Annotated in this window: 11 protein-coding genes; 7 read left to right on the top strand and 4 right to left on the bottom strand. The window is 45.7% G+C overall.

Annotated features, from left to right (window positions below; genetic code table 11):
- Window positions 1–4: 4 nt before the first annotated feature.
- The 3 genes from EYA81_RS07025 to EYA81_RS07015 all read right to left on the bottom strand — a co-directional run bounded on the left by EYA81_RS07025 (window position 5) and on the right by EYA81_RS07015 (window position 8,874).
- The gene (locus EYA81_RS07025) at window positions 5–1,627 is read right to left on the bottom strand and encodes a RagB/SusD family nutrient uptake outer membrane protein (protein ID WP_131225559.1); all 1,623 of its coding nucleotides are present in this window, start codon (window positions 1,625–1,627) and stop codon (window positions 5–7) included.
- Window positions 1,628–1,670: 43 nt separating this feature from the next.
- Window positions 1,671–4,847, bottom strand: a complete 3,177-nt coding sequence (locus EYA81_RS07020) for a TonB-dependent receptor (protein WP_131225558.1) — start codon at window positions 4,845–4,847, stop codon at window positions 1,671–1,673.
- Between the two features lie 118 nt (window positions 4,848–4,965).
- Complete coding sequence (locus tag EYA81_RS07015; protein WP_227201689.1) at window positions 4,966–8,874, bottom strand: hybrid sensor histidine kinase/response regulator transcription factor; 3,909 nt, start codon at window positions 8,872–8,874, stop codon at window positions 4,966–4,968.
- 346 nt (window positions 8,875–9,220) lie between these two features.
- Between EYA81_RS07015 and EYA81_RS19535 the strand changes: the two genes are divergently transcribed.
- The 4 genes from EYA81_RS19535 to EYA81_RS19520 are packed head-to-tail and all read left to right on the top strand — an operon-like array spanning window position 9,221 to window position 11,220.
- Window positions 9,221–9,811 (top strand): sugar-binding domain-containing protein, encoded by a 591-nt coding sequence (locus tag EYA81_RS19535; protein WP_227186685.1) that lies wholly within the window; start codon window positions 9,221–9,223, stop codon window positions 9,809–9,811.
- Window positions 9,751–10,572 carry a glycoside hydrolase family 2 TIM barrel-domain containing protein gene (locus EYA81_RS19530; protein WP_237938952.1) on the top strand — a complete coding sequence of 274 codons (822 nt, stop codon included), beginning with the start codon at window positions 9,751–9,753 and terminating at the stop codon, window positions 10,570–10,572. The genes EYA81_RS19535 and EYA81_RS19530 overlap by 61 nt, the downstream gene beginning before the upstream one ends.
- Entirely contained in the window at window positions 10,524–10,955 is a 432-nt protein-coding gene (locus EYA81_RS19525; RefSeq protein WP_227201688.1) for a hypothetical protein, read from the top strand. Before EYA81_RS19530 ends, EYA81_RS19525 begins: the two co-directional genes overlap by 49 nt.
- Entirely contained in the window at window positions 10,936–11,220 is a 285-nt protein-coding gene (locus tag EYA81_RS19520; protein WP_227201687.1) for a DUF4982 domain-containing protein, read from the top strand. The genes EYA81_RS19525 and EYA81_RS19520 overlap by 20 nt, the downstream gene beginning before the upstream one ends.
- A gap of 82 nt (window positions 11,221–11,302) precedes the next feature.
- Here the strand turns inward: EYA81_RS19520 and EYA81_RS07005 are convergent, their stop codons facing one another.
- Complete coding sequence (locus tag EYA81_RS07005) at window positions 11,303–12,403, bottom strand: glycoside hydrolase family 43 protein (protein ID WP_131225556.1); 1,101 nt, start codon at window positions 12,401–12,403, stop codon at window positions 11,303–11,305.
- Window positions 12,404–12,541: 138 nt separating this feature from the next.
- On the opposite strand from EYA81_RS07005, the gene EYA81_RS07000 reads away from it, so the two are divergent.
- The 3 genes from EYA81_RS07000 to EYA81_RS06990 all read left to right on the top strand — a co-directional run bounded on the left by EYA81_RS07000 (window position 12,542) and on the right by EYA81_RS06990 (window position 16,554).
- Window positions 12,542–14,068, top strand: coding sequence for a hypothetical protein (locus tag EYA81_RS07000; RefSeq protein ID WP_131225555.1), 1,527 nt, complete (start codon window positions 12,542–12,544; stop codon window positions 14,066–14,068).
- A 244-nt stretch (window positions 14,069–14,312) separates the two neighbouring features.
- The gene (locus tag EYA81_RS06995) at window positions 14,313–15,854 is read left to right on the top strand and encodes a glycine--tRNA ligase (RefSeq protein WP_117600237.1); all 1,542 of its coding nucleotides are present in this window, start codon (window positions 14,313–14,315) and stop codon (window positions 15,852–15,854) included.
- Between the two features lie 67 nt (window positions 15,855–15,921).
- A complete protein-coding gene (locus EYA81_RS06990; RefSeq protein WP_117600238.1) occupies window positions 15,922–16,554 on the top strand; it encodes an FKBP-type peptidyl-prolyl cis-trans isomerase in 633 nt (210 codons plus the stop codon).
- Window positions 16,555–16,615: the final 61 nt, after the last annotated feature.

The following is a 16,615-nucleotide window of genomic DNA, read 5'->3' as shown; positions in this document are numbered from 1 at the left end:
TGGTTTATTCACTGAATTCGTATGCTACCGGTTCTTCGTTCAGTAGCGGATTCTGGATGACATCGCTTTCCGGATAAGGCATCAGGATGTTGCCGTGGTGGATTTCGATATTCTCGCCCGGTTCCTGCCAATTTTCTATGCCTTCGAGGAAAGTGTCGCCTTCTTTCTTGCCGAAGTGAAGGTAACCGTCTTCGTCCTTCACGATGAGGTCTACTGTATAGCCGCGGTGTTGGTTCTGGAAGTAATTCAGCATGTAGTCGGGTTTCCAGTGATACCACGATACCATGTCATACCAGTTACAATACTCCATCGAGAACTCTACGCGGCGTTCGCGAATGATGTCTTCGAAGGTTACGCGTTCCTTGCGAGGGATACGTGCACGGTCGCGTACCTGGTTCAATGCTTCCAGGCCGGGGCCTCCAGTCAGTTCTTCGCTGTTGCCCAGACAAGCTTCGGCATAGGTCAGGTAAACATCGGCAAGGCGTAGGATGTAGGTGTTGAGAGGAGAGTTCATGGACTGGACATAACCGTCGTTGTCGTCGTCCGGACCGCCCGGTACACCTTTTTTAATGCAAGAGGTGTTGCCATCGTATGTATAGCCTCCGTCGGCAATGCAGATGTATGAATAGTATGTACCCGGTGTGCAGAAGGTGGCATTGCGGCGGATAGTGTCGCCCAACTCATATTGCTGGAGCATATCGATACTTGCCTGATAGCTGCTCCATACGTTTACACCGCCGGTCATCTCGCTGTTGCCGGCGAGGTCGGCAAGTAGAGTGTTGCATACGCCCCAATCACCCAGTGGCACCCACTGCATGGCAATGAGCGATTCAGGATTGTTGTTGTGCTTATACTTGAAGAGGTCTTCATAGTTTTCGTAAAGGCTGATGCCGCTATTGTTTATCACGTCGGCGGCCAGTTCCTTGGCTTTCTCCAGGTCAGCGTTGTCGCGTGCGCCTCCTTTCCAGCCTGAGCGGGCGAGGTAGACTTTGGCAAGCATGCCTTTTGCCCCCCATGCGCTGGCACGTCCTTTGGCGGTTGCCACTTCAGGAAGATTTTCGGTTGCATAAGTGAGGTCACGAATAACGAGTTCCAGTACATCTTCTTCGCGGTGGAGTGGTTGCATGGGATTGGCAACCACTTTGTCGTTGTCTTCGATGATGATAACCGGTCCCCAGAGGCGGACCATGTAGAAGTAGGCACAAGCACGCATCAGGCGGGCTTCGGCAATGGCTGTACGCTTGGCACGTTCGCTTACGCTGTTGCTACATTTGGTCTGCACATCACTGATAACGGCATTGGCCATTGTAATGACCGAGTAGAAACCTGTCCATGCGTTGGCAAGGTTTTCACTTAAGGCTGTTACCTTGAAGTTGGTGAACTCGGGAGCTCCCCAGCGACTGAAGTTGTCGTTGGCACGGTTACTGCCCAGCGGTACGATAGCGCGGGAGTTGAGGTCGAACCATGCACGGTTGTAAAGTGGTGCAGTGGCTTGTTCGAGTGCATTGTCGGAAGTGTAGTATGTCACATCTACATAGTTTCCTTCGGGAGCACGTTCCAGAAATGAGTCGCTACATGCTGTGAGCAGAAGGAGCGATGATATAAGGGTTAAAAATCTGTGTTTCATAACTATATTGAGATTTTAAATGATAAATGATTTGTTAGGCCCATTAGAAATTGAAGTTAAGACCAAATGTATAGATACGTTGCGAAGGATAGCGCGCATCGTCCACACCACGTAGCAATACATTGTAGTTCAAGGCGCCTATTTCGGGATCGTAGCCTTTGTAGCCTGTGATGGTACAGAGGTTCTGGATGTTGACGTAGAGGCGCAGATGGTCTATCTGCAAATGGCGCAACCATTTCTGTGGGAAGGTGTATCCCAGCGAGATGTTCTTTATGCGGAGATAGGAAGCGTCTTCCACAAAGCGGTCGGAGATACGGTTGTTGTCGTTGGCGCTACTGGTAGTGATGCGTTGTACTTTGGCTGCATCGGCGTTGGCCACGTAAACATTGGAAAGTACCTCGTCGCCGACTTCGGGGTCGTACATGGCGATTAGGGCAATGTCGGTAGCTTCTTTCAGCAGGTTACTGTTACGCATGGGGTCGGTGAAGGTGCGGCGAATCAGGTTGATGGCCTTGTTGCCCACCGAGCCGTTCAGGAAGATGTTGAGGTCAAATCCCTTATAAGAAAGGTAGTTGTTGAAGCCGAACGTGAATTTGGGTGCCGGATTGCCGAGGAATGTGCGGTCTTTCTCATCAATTACACCGTTGTTGTCGCGGTCTTCATAGATGTAGTCACCTACCCAGATGCCCGATTTGCCGATGGTCTGGTCCTTCGGGATGGCTACTTGGATGCGGTTGCCCGTTTCGTCGAGCAGGAAGTTGCCGTCGGCACCTTTCTTGTAGAAATCTCCTTCTTCCTTGAACATACCGATTACTTTATAGCCGTAGAACTGCCCGACCGGTTCGCCCACCATGGTGTAGGTCAGTGTTTCCGAACCGTTGATTCCCGAAATAGCGGATGATTCGGAGTAGAGTTTCGTCACTTCGTTGCGGTTGATGGAGAAGGTGAGTCCTGAGGTCCAGGTGAAATCACGTGTCTGGATGTTGTGCGTGTTTAGGGTAAATTCCACACCTTTATTGGTCATAGCACCGGCATTGACCCATGGTGCACGAATCAGACCGCTTACGTAGGTAGGAAGAGAAGCTTGCATCAGCAGATTGTCCGTTTTCTTGTAATAAGCATCGGCAATGAACTCTATGCGGTTGTTGAAGAGGGCGAGGTCGAGTCCTACATTGAAGGAGTTTGTTTCTTCCCACTTCAGTTCACGATTAGGATAGTTGCCTGCATAGAAGCCAGTGCCCCAGATGGAGGCTGCCGAAGCCATGGTGACGCCATAGGCATAGGAACCTGCCCATTGGTTGCCTACCACACCCCAACCCAAGCGGAGTTTCAGTGAGTTGATGGCTTCCACATCTTTGAGGAAAGCTTCGTTATTGACTTTCCAAGCCAATGCTACCGAAGGGAACCAACCCCAACGACTTTCTTTGGCAAACGAAGACGAACCGTCGGCACGGAGCGTAGCGGTCAGCAAGTAGCGGTCGTTGTAGTTGTAGTTCAGACGGCCGAAGTATGATTCGATGGCGGATGAACCACGGGAACTGTTGGCTTTTGCTGTTGTGGCATCGCCCGCATCCAGTTCGTGTACGGAGTTGAAGAGGAAGTTGGTACGACTGCCGCTCAGCGACTCGTACTTATTTTCTTGCGCTTCGTGTCCCAGCATGGCAGAGAGGCCGTGTTTGCCGAAGGTATTATTATAAGTAAAGTAAGTTTTCAATGTCCAGTTGCTTCCGTTGCCGGCTCCACGGCTTGCTGACGACTGCTGCTTGAAGTGCTCGTAGTCGTAGGAGGGGGTAAACTTATAGTCGTTGCTGTAATTGAAGTTGGCGGCATATTCCGTACGGAATACGAGTCCTTTCCACAGCTTGATGTCGGCAAAGGCGTTGACATAGACTTGTGTGCTGCGACTATAGTTTTCGTTTTGGATAAGGTCGGAGAGGGGGTTGGAGAAGTAAGTTCCATACATGTTCTCCGTCTGCATACCGAAACTGCCGTCTGGGTTGCGGGCAGGCACTTCGGGGAGCTGGTTCAGGGCATTGTAGATGGCACCCGAACCGTCCACGTTGTTGGTCTGCTGTGTACGGGCTACGGAGGCACGCAAGCCAGTGGTGAGCCACTTGTTGATGTCGTTGTCCATGTTGACACGGAAAGAGAAACGCTCGAAGTCCGAACCGAATACAATACCGTCTTGCTTCATGTAGCCGCCTGATAGCGAGTATTTCATGCTCTTCGAGCCTCCGGAGATGTTTATCTGATGGTTGTGCATCGGGGCAGTGCGGAAGATTTCATTCTGCCAGTCGGTACCGCGGCTGAGGAGTGAGGGGTCTTTGAACTCTTCGCGTGCGCCGAAGCCGATGGTGGCGGCGCGGAGGTTCTGGTAAACGGCATATTCGGGGAGTGTCAGTGTTTCCAGTTTCTTGGGAAGCTGTTGCAAGGCATAGTAACCTTCGTAGGAGACCTTTGTTTTGCCCTCTTCGCCCTGACGGGTGGTGATGAGTACTACACCGTTGGAGGCGCGGCTACCATAGATGGCTGTGGCCGATGCATCTTTCAATACTTCCATGGAAACGATGTCTGCAGGGTTGATGGAACTGAGCACGCTGTTGTTGCTGGTGTTGTTGCCTGAGATGGCTACACCGTCGATAACGTAGAGCGGTTCGTTGCCGTTCAAGGAGTTGATACCACGGATGCTGACCGAGATACCGCCACCCGGAGTTCCGGAATTCTGGGTCACCTGCACACCGGCGGCACGTCCTTGCAAAGCTTGGTCGAGCGAGGTGACTACGGACTTTTTCAGTTCGTCACCCGTCACGCTGACTACGGAACCGGTCAGGTCACTGCGTTTCATCGTACCGTATCCCACTACTACTACTTCGTCCAGCATCTCATTGTCTTCTTGCAGCAGTATGTCGATGCGGGTGGTGCGCTCTACTTTCACCTCTTTGGTGCGGTAGCCGATGTAAGAGACTATCAATGTTTGTCCCAGATTTGCCTGGATGGTGTAACGGCCGTCGATGTCGGTAATGCCGCCCGTATTGGTTTCTTTCACTTTGACGGTGGCTCCTACAAGTGGCTCACCGCCCGATTCTGATTTAACGATACCGGATACTGTTTTGGTTTGTCCATACGTGGAAACAATACCCAAACCTAGTAACACGATAACAAGCAATTGTCTCAATTTTGTCCATTCCCATTGAGAGCATACATTTGCGTGTAACTTCATAAACTTTAATTTAAGATTTAAAAATAACTGTTATCAAAAGCTACTGCAAATATGGAAAGTTATCATAATAGCATAGGTCTATCATGTCTCAAATAACATACCTTTATGTTTCAAGTTATCATTTTAGACTGCGGATGTAATCAGATGGTGATATTCCAAATTCATTCTTGAAGTTTACAGTGAACCTTTTTGGAGAACTGAATCCTACCTCATAGGCAATTTCTGCAATTTGTTTCTGGCTTTCTTTTAGAAGTTGCTTACTGCGCTTCAAACGGATAATCCGGATGAATTCTGCCGGACCTTTACCGGTGATACACATCAGCTTTTTGTAGAGATGGCTACGACTCAACCCCAATTCTGCTCCTAACATTTCCACAGAGAAGTCGGAATCACTCATGCGCTCTTCTACTATTTTGATAGCTTTTTCAATAAATTGTTCGTCTAGTGGAGTGATTGTTATTTCATTAGGTGTCACTTCTATTTTCTGACTGAATTTACGATGGCTTTTTTCTGTCCATTCAATAAATTTCCTGATGCGCAGCTTTAGTAATTTGAAGTCAAAAGGCTTTACGATATAGTCATCGGCTCCTTGCTCAAATCCTTCACTTTTGTATTCTTCTGCCATACGGGCTGTAAGCAATATAACGGGAATGTGGGACCATTGCATGTTTGTTTTGATTTGCCGACATAGCTCTGTTCCATTCATCACTGGCATCATGATGTCGCTTATTACAATATTGACGCTGTTTTTTTCTAATATCTTCAATGCCTCTGCTCCATTGTAGGCAACCTGTATGGCGTATTCATCGGACAGGTATTCAGACATGAAACTACAGAAATCCTTGTTGTCGTCCACCAACAAGATGGTATACCGCAATTCTTCCGCATTTGGAACGGGAAGTTCATTCGGAGCTTTGTCATTGTTTAGCAGTTCCGGAAGTAATTCCTCCTTTTCACTGGCATATGTGACGATAGGCAATTTAACGGTAAATACGGAACCTTTAGGAAAATTGTCCGTGACGGAGATTGTTCCTTTGTGTAGATGTACATATTCGTTTGCAATATGCAGGCCGATTCCACTGCCGGTTTTTTCCGAAGTTTGTTGCACCTGATAAAAACGTTCGAAGATATGTTTCTTGTCTTTGTCTATGATACCTTGTCCGTTGTCTGCCACACAGATGCATACATTGTCATCTTCGCGATAAAGATGTACATTGATTTCTCCTTTATCAGGAGTGTATTTGAAGGCATTGGACAACAAGTTGTTCATTACTTTTTTTATTTTAACCGGATCGAAGGACATGTTCAGGTTTTCTACTTCGCACATGAAACAGAAGCTGATGGTATGGTCAAGAGCATACTCTTGAAAAGTACTGCAAATCTCGCGGATAAAGTTGACAATATCTCCCGATTTGTAATGAGCTGTCTCGGCTCCTACATCCAGTTTCCGGAAATCAAGCAGAGAGTTTATCGATGTAAGTAATTGTTGTGCATTTTTATTGATTGTATTTAGCTTTTTGCGTATTCCGTTATCCAGGGGTTCTGATAATAACATTTGTAACGGGCTGATGATAAGTGTCAGTGGTGTACGTAAATCATGGCTTATATTTGTAAAGAACTTTAGCTTCATCTCATTCAGAAGCAACTTTTGTTCTTGCTCCAGTTTTGCTCGTTGTTGTTCCAGTCTTATGTAATGATGCTTTTTTAATCGGTATATTACATAGGATATTATGCCAATGGCAAACAATATGTACAAGATGATGGCAACATTACATAAATATATTGGAGATGAAACGGTTATATTCAACTCGCTAGCTTCGTCATTCCATATACCGTCACTGTTACAGGCTTTGATTAATAGTTTGTAATTACCAGGAGGAAGGGTGGTGAAAGCCACCTTGTTTTCGTTTGTATAGTACCATTGGGTATTTAATCCTTCCAGTTTATAGGCATATCTTATTTTATCAGCATTCAACAGATCGCCTGCAGCAAATTCGATGGAGATTAAATAATCGTCATATTTGACAGCCAATGATGGGGTTCTGCCAAGTACAGTTGTTAATAGTTTGCGTCCTTCATATATTGAGTCTACTTCTATATGTTGATTGCCAATGGTCAGATTCGTAAAATACACCTTTGCCAGCGGTCGGCTCTTTTCGGTCAGTTTGTTCGGATTTATGGATGTATAGCCACTGGTGCCTCCCAGCAGCAAATCTCCGCTGGACAATTTACAAGAGGAATGGGAGTTGAAATGATTTTCTGACAGTCCGTCTCTGGTAGAAAGATTCTTGAAAGAAAAGTCTAATCCTTTCTGGGTGTCCGGCGTTACTTCCAGTATAGACAATCCGTTACTTGTTGCAAGCCACATGTTACCGTGATTGTCTTGAGTTATACTATTAATGAGATTGTCGCACAATCCGTTGGTTACGTTGAACCAGTACAGTGAATCATTTTTTAAGTCCCAGGCGGTCAATCCTTGTTTATGGGCTAACCACAATATATCTCTGTCGTCCTTGAATACGGAGGAGATGAAGAATTGCTTGAATGGCTGTGTCTCTTTTCGATTGGCATAAATCATTTCGGGCTTTCTCGTCACGATGTCCATTACACAGAGTCCGTATGTAGTCCCGATATACATTTTGTCTCCATAGTCATAATAGATATTGAGTACATTGATGTTATTCCCGTCAGGCAGTAGATAACTTGTCGCAGTATTCGCGTCCGGATTAAAACAAGTCAAAGTTCCCAGTACGTAGCCTATCCATAAGTTTCCATATCGGTCTTCCTTCATGCTCCATACGCCACTGTATGGCAGTTGGCTGTTCTCTGGAGTAAAATGGCGAATACTGTTGTTCTCATAGCAGAACAATCCGTCTTGATAGCTTCCTGCCCAAATACGTCCTTTATTGTCTTCGAGAAGACTGATGATGGCTATGTCGGGGATGGATAGTTTGCGAATGGCAAATCCTTTTTGTTTTTCTTTCACATAAAGTCCGTTTCCATCTGTTCCTAGCCAAATGTTTCCGGCCTTATCCTCTAAAATGGAGGCTATGTCACCGCATTCTTTATGCTGGGTATCAATAAATTCATAGAAGCTTTCGTGATAATAAGAAACTCCTTTTTTGAAATTTCCTAACCAAATGACACCTGAATCATCACGGTAGATTGCATTTATTCTGTTGGAAGCAAGGGATGTGGAAGACATAGGGTTGTTCAGAAGGTTGACAAGGTTGTCATTTACGTAGTCGTAAATGAATACTCCTTTATGGTCCGTTCCTATCCAGACATGTCCGTTTGAGTCATCCAGTATGCTCCTTACTGCATTACTTTTTGTCTCTATTTTAGAATGGAGATTGATTTGGTTCCATTCCGATTTTATGTTTTTCTTATAGAATATTTGTTCATCGGTATATGAATACAGCCAGATGCCTCCATGATAATCAATGTATATATGCTTTTCGATAATAGAGTTGGAGGGTAAGCTGATACTATCTACCCGTTTATATTTTTTTGCGTTGTTTCCTACTTTCAATAAGGTTGAATTCCAAAGAAGATACAGGTTTTCACCATCATCACTGATACTCAGTTCCGGAGTTTCTTCTGGAAAGTTTTCTATTTTGAATGTTTGAAGGACTTTATGAGAAAAATTGAAGTAAAAAGCATTTTGGCCTTGCAGTACCCATAAATTGTGTTTTTTGTCAACATGTACTTTGTAGGTACCATTTATCTGGATGCCTATTTTAAGGAGGTATGAGGGAATATCGGTAATGAAGTTGTCTTTGTCCCGGTCGTATATACAATATCTTGCCTCGCTTCCAATCCACAAATTGCCCCAACCGTCTTCCTGTAAGTTCCAGATGTCGTTAGACAATAAAGAATGGATGTCTTTTTCTTTGGGCTGATACACTTTAAAGCTATATCCGTCGTATCGGTTCAATCCATTGGCGGTTCCTATCCATAAAAAGCCTTCACTGTCTTTCAATATGGTTTTTACGTTATTGTTTGAAAGCCCGTTTTCTACTTTCAAATGGCGAAATACATACGGAGTTTGTCCTGCTAACGGTAGATAAGCCAGTAACAGAAGAATGAGGGGGAACGCTAATTTGTGTAAATAGTTTGTAAAAGACATACTATATAATCTGAAATTGAATTCTCAAAGATAGCAATATCTTATTTAAATAAACGTAAATATGTTGCATTAATAGGTCTGTAATGTTGCATCGCGGTCGTATAAGTCTTAAACATGCCATCCGTTTGTTGTCTTGCGTGTCTTGAAGTGTTTTTCTCATTTATTATTCAATATTTATTTCATTCCTTTGCAAGGAAGGAATGGCTCCTGCCAATATGATTAACCTTCTAATACTTTATCGAAAATGAACAGATTCATCATTTTATTTTTATTTTCTTTAGGAATATTGTCAACATGTGTGTTTGCCGTAGAGGTGATTCCACAGAATGAAGGATGGAATTTTCACCGGGGTTTTCAGGCACCTGCTTCGGAAACAGTGAAGGTGGCTTTACCTCACACTTGGAATGCGGCCGATGGCATGTTTGGTAATACCGATTATTACCGGGGATTATGCAATTACAGTCGTAAGTTGTCTGTTCCTGCCCATTATCGGGGGAAACGTTTTTTCTTGAAAGTGATGGCCGCACAGACAGTTGCCGACATCTTTGTCGACCGTCATTTTGTGATGCAGCATAAAGGAGGTTATACAGCATTTGTGGCAGAATTGACCGATTTCCTGGTTCCGGGCACAGAAAGTGTGTTGGAAATTCGTGTCGGCAATGCTCAGACCATGGATGTCGCTCCCATTTGCGGCGACTTCAATATGTTTGGTGGGTTGTATTGGGGGGGGTGGACTGCTGGTGACGGAGGATGTCTGCATAGAACCTGCCTATTATGCTTCTTCAGGTGTATTCTTCACTCAGTCCGATGGTATCGGAGAAAAAGGCCCGTTTGAAAATTGAAACACTGCTTTCGGCAAAGGAAACTGCTGTGACCGGTTGCGAGGTGGAGTTTCAACTATATGACAAGGAGAAGTTGCTTCGCCGTGTTGCCAGTACGGAGGTGGATGCGGATAAAAAGGTGATGATGGACATAGTGCTTGAAAGGCCTCATTTGTGGGATGGAGTGAAGGGTCCCTATTTATATAAAGGCGTGGTGATATTGCGTAAGGATGGGGAAGAGATAGACCGCCGCGAAAAAGAGATAGGTTTCCGCTACTTTCATGCCGATGCGGAGAAAGGTTTCTTTCTGAATGGAAGGCCTTATCGCTTGAATGGCGTGAACCGGCATCAGGACAGGGCGGAACGCGCTTCGGCATTTTATCCGCAGGACCATGATGAAGATTTGGACTTGATGCAGGAAATGGGATGCAATGCCGTGCGGCTTTGCCACTATCTGCAAGCAAAATACATGCATCGACAGATGGACAAGCGAGGACTGGTGGCATGGGTTGAGATTCCTTTTACCAATGTTTATGTGAATAATCCTGCTTATGATGAAAACTTGCGCTTGCAATTGAAGGAACTGATTTTACAGAACTACAATCACCCCTGCATTTTGTTCTGGGGGCTGTTCAATGAGATAAATTCCGGTAGGCTGGACCGTCCTTCGCGCATGGTGGCGGAGCTTCATGCTTTGGCCCGTCGGCTGGCCCGAGCCGTCCCACTATGGGAGCCAGCAATCAGGACGACGACTTCAACGGATTCACTGACTTGATTGCTTTCAACAAGTATTTCGGCTGGTATGGCAACAACATGGATGACATGGGGCGCTGGATAGACCGCGAGCATGTGGCGCATCCGGAGCGGAAGATGGGCATCAGCGAGTATGGTGCCGGGGCATGTGTATTTCAGCAGGCAGACTCGCTGAAGCATCCGGAACCGTGGGGACAATGGCATCCCGAGAACTGGCAGACTTATTATCATGTGGAGAATTGGAAACAGCTTCAGGAACGCGAATTCTTGTGGTGCAACTTCATCTGGTGCATGTTCGACTTTTCGGCGGCAGACCGTAGGGAGGGCTCCATTATGGGACGCAACGACAAGGGACTGGTGACTTACGACCGGAGAATAAAGAAAGATGCCTTTTACTTTATATAAGGCAAACTGGAATCAAGAAGATAAGTTTGTATATATCGCAGGAAAACGATTGGTAAACAGAACCCGCAAAATCGTTGATGTGCAAGTATTCAGCAATGGCGGGGCTGCCGAGTTGTACGTCAATGGCAAAGCGTATGGGGCTGCAAAGCCGGATTCCGTAAATGTACTGGAATGGAAAGGCATTGTATTGGATACCGGTGAGAATAGAATTGAGGTCAGGAACAAATATGGAACGGACTATTGTGTATGGATATGTCCTTTTTGATTTTCATCAGGCGCGGAATGCATAGGAAGAACCACGGAGAATAATGAACCGTGAAATGCTGTGCAGTCTGCGCCTGATGGCTTTAATATGTGATTTCCTGTAAATCCGTATTCGGTCCGTGGACCACCAGTTTTCTATCCGGTTGGATTTCTGCCGGGTCAATGAATACCATTCGTTCATCACCAGTGGTTTCGGTGCGTCCATGATAAACGCAATAGAGTCGGTTGTGAATATCAATGAGCATACAATGCCCGGTTCCGGTCACGATGCCGCCTTGCTCTGTGTTCTTTTGTAGCACCGGATTGTTGGCAGCTTTTGTGAATGGTCCTAAGGGGTTCTGGGAGGTAGCATAACCCACCGCGTAATTTTTTCCTCCGAAAAAGTTTGCAGAGTACAGCATATAATAGAGATTTTTGTGCTTCACGATATACGAGCCTTCTGTCCAGCGTCTGTTGACTTCATGTGAAGTCACCGAGCGGTTTTCCCATTCCGCTTGAGGGTCGTCCATTGTCTGGGGTGGGCAAAGCAGTGCTACCGGTTCTCCGATGATACCGGAGAAATCTGGTTTCAGTTCCACGCCGTAAATCCAACTTTCCTCAATCTCGTCAAACCAGCCCTTTTCTTTAGCCCATGCTGAAACTTCGCTTTCAACGGCATGTTTGTAGCAGCAGCGGGAGTAGTAGAGGTAGGTCTTTCCGGTAGCATCGTCAAAGAGTATGTTTGCGTCGATGATAGGATAGCCGGGGTCGAATACCGGTTGGTTGAACAGGTCTTTGAAAGGGCCCGTAGGCTTATCGGCTACGGCTACACCGATACGGAAGTTCTCTTGCTCTTTAGTGGGATTTTCTTTCCAGTTGGCGCTGAACCATAGGTAGTATTTGCCGTTCCGTTCATACACTTCGGGTGCCCAGAAACAGTCGGTGGCCCATGAGTCGGAGGTGCCGCCTTGATAGATGGGACCCTCGTCTGTCCATGTCACCAGGTCATCGGAGGAGTATACTTTAAAACCGTTCGATACTCCGCCCGTTCCGTACATATAGTATTTGCCGTCGGAAGCTTTCAGCAGGAATGGGTCTCCGAAGGCCATGGGCAGGGGATTCTGATATGCTACTTTTTTGTTTCCGCATGATGGTGACAGCAAGGCCAGTAAAAACAGTGTCAATGTGAAAAAAATGTGTTTCATCTTGTTATAATTTTAATGGTGAAGTAATGAAAAGTGTTTGTATCCGCAAAGTAAACATAATATAGGGAAAGCAGCAAGGAAATTAGATAGAATGCAATTTTTTCATTATTTTTGTGTATCATTCCAAATAATTCTTTGATGGGACAGTCATTTTCGGATATATCGTTATACCACGAGTACCGGTCGGCGAGGGAGATAGAACATTTGGTGTCACAGAAAACCTGGGACGACCTCAATCTGGATGATTTTTTCGAATGGGCTGACCGTACTTCTTCTTGTGTGGGCCGACAGTACCTTTACGACGTGTTGCATTACAACCGTCTTTCGGAGATTTCGGAACAAGAGGAGGTGATTCGCAAGCTTTCTGCCGACAAGGAGTTGCGTGCAGGAATCCGGTCGGAGTTGCGGAAGCTGGATACGCCGGATGCTTATACCATTGCATCGTTGTTCTCCATTTCCCATCCCGTGTATTCCCGCCGCTTTTACCGTTTGCTGACTATCTTGCAATTCGTGCCTTTTGTTTTGTTGGGAATGGTTTACATTACGTCTTCGCTTTATGTTCTGGGGATTTTGTGCACATCGGTATTGGTGAACATGGTACTGCACTATCACAGCAAGGCTCGGATTCAGGGCTATTTCTTTTCCATTCCTCAGTTATGGCAGTTGCTCAGGCAAGCGGAGAAGTTGGCACAGATTCCGTTGTGTGCATCCGTGCATCGGGATATCCAAAAGACTTTGCAGGCATTGCATCCGTTGCGAAAGAAACTTTCCACTTTCCGTTTCAGTATCAGACTGGAGAGCGACATCGCCATTTTCGCTTATTTCTTCACCGAGATAGTGAATGTGTTTTTTCTGCGGGAAGTTATTCCGGTTTCCAAGGCTTTCTTTCTATTGCAGGGTAGACAGGAACAGATTGAAGAGGTTTTCCGCTATTTCGGACTGGTGGATGTGCTTTGCTCTGTTTCCGAGCTCCGGGATGGGCTGCCCTATTATGTTTTACCGGAAGCTTGCGGTGAGGGTGAAACATTTCATGCAGAGGGGCTTTATCATCCGCTTATAGAACGTTGTATCCCTAATGACATTACACTCTGTGGCAAATCTGTCCTTGTTACCGGTTCCAATATGTCCGGTAAGACAACTTTTATTCGTGCCATTGGACTTAACCTGTTTTCCGCACAAGTGCTCCATACTTGTTTTGCCCACAGTTTCCGTTTTCCTATGGATGCTGCATTATATTCTGCTATCCATCTGGAGGATAGTCTGATGGAAGGAAAAAGTTTCTTTCTGCAGGAGGTGCAAATTGTTCGAGAGATGCTGGAAGCCGGAAAGGAGTGTTGGCGGTTTTTCCTGCTGGACGAGTTGTTCAAGGGAACGAATACGGTGGAACGGATAGCTATAGCCAAAGCTGTGCTGTCTGCTTTGGCGCACAAGAACAGTATTGTGTTTGCTTCCACTCACGATGTCGAACTGGCTTCCTTACTTGAGGACGAATATGAATTGTTTCATTTTTGTGAGTGTGTTGCCGACAATGCATTGTCTTTTGATTATAAGTTGAAACCGGGACCGGTGACGGAACGTAATGCCATCCGGATTATCGAGATGTGCGGCTATCCGCAGGAAGTGGTCAGGGAAGCATATCGGCTGGTTGGAAAGGGTGAAATGTAATATTTAATGTCTTCTTGTAGGTGGAAGTAATGAGGGTAAGTATTTTGCTTGTATCTATTTTCAAGTGTAGAAACGCTCGTATCCTACCAATAGGGAATTGTAATTTTATGCTTCGGTGCGTCCGTTCAAAAGGTGGAATAAGATAAATTAATACCCTCTGTGTCCTACTTACGATATAAATCCCTATCTTTGTGGCGCTTTTTAGCTGAAAATAAGATTCAAATTAATTTAGATACAACAGAAAATGGCACAAGAAGACGTTTTTAAGAAACTCGTATCACACTGTAAGGAATATGGTTTTGTGTTCCCTTCCAGCGAGATTTATGATGGACTGGGAGCTGTGTATGACTATGGTCAGATGGGTGTGGAACTAAAAAATAACATCAAGCAATACTGGTGGCAGAGTATGGTACTGCTGCACGAAAATATTGTCGGTATCGACTCAGCAATCTTTATGCACCCCACCATCTGGAAAGCCAGCGGACACGTAGATGCTTTCAATGACCCTTTGATTGACAACCGCGATTCCAAGAAACGTTATCGTGCCGATGTGTTGATAGAGGACCAGCTTGCTAAGTACGATGACAAGATAAACAAAGAAGTGGCCAAAGCTGCCAAGCGTTTTGGTGAGGCTTTCGATGAGGCTCAGTTCCGCAGTACCAACGGTCGTGTGCTGGAACACCAGGCCAAGCGTGATGCCTTGCATGAACGCTTTTCCAAGGCTTTGAACGATAATAATCTGGACGAACTCCGTCAGATTATCCTTGACGAAGAAATCGTTTGCCCTATCAGTGGCACAAAGAACTGGACAGAGGTGCGTCAGTTCAATCTGATGTTCTCAACAGAAATGGGTTCTACCGCCGATGGTGCCATGAAGATATACCTTCGTCCGGAAACGGCACAAGGTATCTTCGTAAATTACCTGAATGTACAGAAAACCGGTCGCATGAAGATTCCTTTCGGTATCGCCCAGATTGGTAAGGCTTTCCGTAACGAAATCGTAGCCCGCCAGTTCATCTTCCGCATGCGCGAGTTCGAGCAGATGGAAATGCAGTTCTTCGTGAAGCCGGGTACGGAGCTTGACTGGTTCAAGACCTGGAAGGCTACTCGTCTGAAATGGCACAAGGCGCTGGGCTTCGGCGACGACCATTACCGTTTCCACGACCACGACAAACTGGCACACTACGCCAATGCTGCTACAGACATCGAGTTCCTGATGCCTTTCGGTTTTAAGGAAGTGGAAGGTATTCACAGCCGTACTAATTTTGACTTGTCCCAGCATGAGAAATTCTCCGGTAAGAACATCAAGTATTTCGACCCTGAAACCAACGAAAGCTATACTCCGTATGTCATCGAAACCTCGATAGGTGTAGACCGTATGTTCCTCAGCATCATGTCTGCTTCCTACTGTGAAGAGAAGCTGGAGAACGGTGAAACGCGCGTAGTATTGAAACTTCCCGCTGCTCTGGCTCCGGTGAAGTTGGCTGTGATGCCGTTGGTAAAGAAAGACGGACTGCCCGAAAAGGCACGCGAAATCATTGACAACTTGAAGTTCCACTTCCATTGCCAGTATGACGAGAAAGACTCCATCGGCAAGCGTTACCGCCGTCAGGATGCCATCGGTACTCCGTACTGTGTAACTGTGGACCACCAGACATTGGAGGACAATTGCGTGACCTTGCGTAACCGTGACACCATGAAGCAAGAACGTGTGGCTATCTCCGAACTAAACAATATCATTGCAGACCGTGTAAGCATTACATCACTGCTGAAAACGTTGCAATAAACCGGTTACGGAATAGACTGATGCGTGAACAAACTGAAATAGTAAATAGTAAATAGTAAAATAGTAAATGAAAAAGTCCCTTTTGTTTTTGCCTTTCCTGCTGTTGCTGGTGGGGGCTTTTATTTCTTGTGAAGAAGTGGAGGAGGCTGGGAAGTATGATAACTGGAGAGAACGCAATGAGGCATTTGCTGACTCGATAAAAAGGCTGACTGGCGAGAACTATGTTGCCACAGCAGAGCAGGCTGATGCTATGGAACTCGGGAAACTGTATGCCATACAGACGACTGCCAGCACTACCGAAGGTGCCCAGTATGTATATTGCAAGAAGCTTGTGAAGAATGAAACAGGGGAACGTCCGTTATATATGGGATACCATTCTACTGTCAGTGCTTTTTATTACGGAACTTTAATTGTCGGTGATCAAATTGACGGAAATTTTGATGGGTATAGTGCTTTGGATACTAATATTCCATTGAATTCGTTGAAAGCACCGACAGCTTTTGATTCCCCAACCACTTTTGGTGTTGCAAATGTAATTCCCGGATGGACAGCAGCCTTGCAGTTAATGCGGGTAGGCGAGCGTTGGATGCTTTATATACCTTGGCAGAGCGCCTATGGATCCAGTGGTAATAGTGATGGAACAATCCCTGGATATACCGCATTGACGTTCGATTTGTTGCTGGAGCGCATCGTAGAATAACCGGTATAAATAATAAAAAAGTGGTGAAGAAAAATCTTCACCACTTTTTTATTATTTATAA

The sequence above is a fragment of the Bacteroides sp. A1C1 genome (assembly GCF_004328515.1).
GTDB classification, from domain to species: Bacteria; Bacteroidota; Bacteroidia; order Bacteroidales; family Bacteroidaceae; genus Bacteroides; species Bacteroides uniformis.
The sequence above is the reverse complement of the archived record's forward strand: the minus strand, read 5'-3'. Positions and strand labels throughout refer to the sequence as shown.

What these genes read in the sequence shown, in the direction of transcription:
- EYA81_RS07025 (WP_131225559.1), bottom strand. Translation starts at nt 1,627, where the DNA reads ATGAAACACAGATTTTTAACCCTTATATCATCGCTCCTTCTGCTCACA.
- EYA81_RS07020 (WP_131225558.1), bottom strand. Translation starts at nt 4,847, where the DNA reads ATGAAGTTACACGCAAATGTATGCTCTCAATGGGAATGGACAAAATTG.
- EYA81_RS19535 (WP_227186685.1), top strand. Translation starts at nt 9,221, where the DNA reads ATGAACAGATTCATCATTTTATTTTTATTTTCTTTAGGAATATTGTCA.
- EYA81_RS19530 (WP_237938952.1), top strand. Translation starts at nt 9,751, where the DNA reads ATGCTTCTTCAGGTGTATTCTTCACTCAGTCCGATGGTATCGGAGAAA.
- EYA81_RS19525 (WP_227201688.1), top strand. Translation starts at nt 10,524, where the DNA reads ATGGGAGCCAGCAATCAGGACGACGACTTCAACGGATTCACTGACTTG.
- EYA81_RS19520 (WP_227201687.1), top strand. Translation starts at nt 10,936, where the DNA reads ATGCCTTTTACTTTATATAAGGCAAACTGGAATCAAGAAGATAAGTTT.
- EYA81_RS07005 (WP_131225556.1), bottom strand. Translation starts at nt 12,403, where the DNA reads ATGAAACACATTTTTTTCACATTGACACTGTTTTTACTGGCCTTGCTG.
- EYA81_RS07000 (WP_131225555.1), top strand. Translation starts at nt 12,542, where the DNA reads ATGGGACAGTCATTTTCGGATATATCGTTATACCACGAGTACCGGTCG.
- EYA81_RS06995 (WP_117600237.1), top strand. Translation starts at nt 14,313, where the DNA reads ATGGCACAAGAAGACGTTTTTAAGAAACTCGTATCACACTGTAAGGAA.
- EYA81_RS06990 (WP_117600238.1), top strand. Translation starts at nt 15,922, where the DNA reads ATGAAAAAGTCCCTTTTGTTTTTGCCTTTCCTGCTGTTGCTGGTGGGG.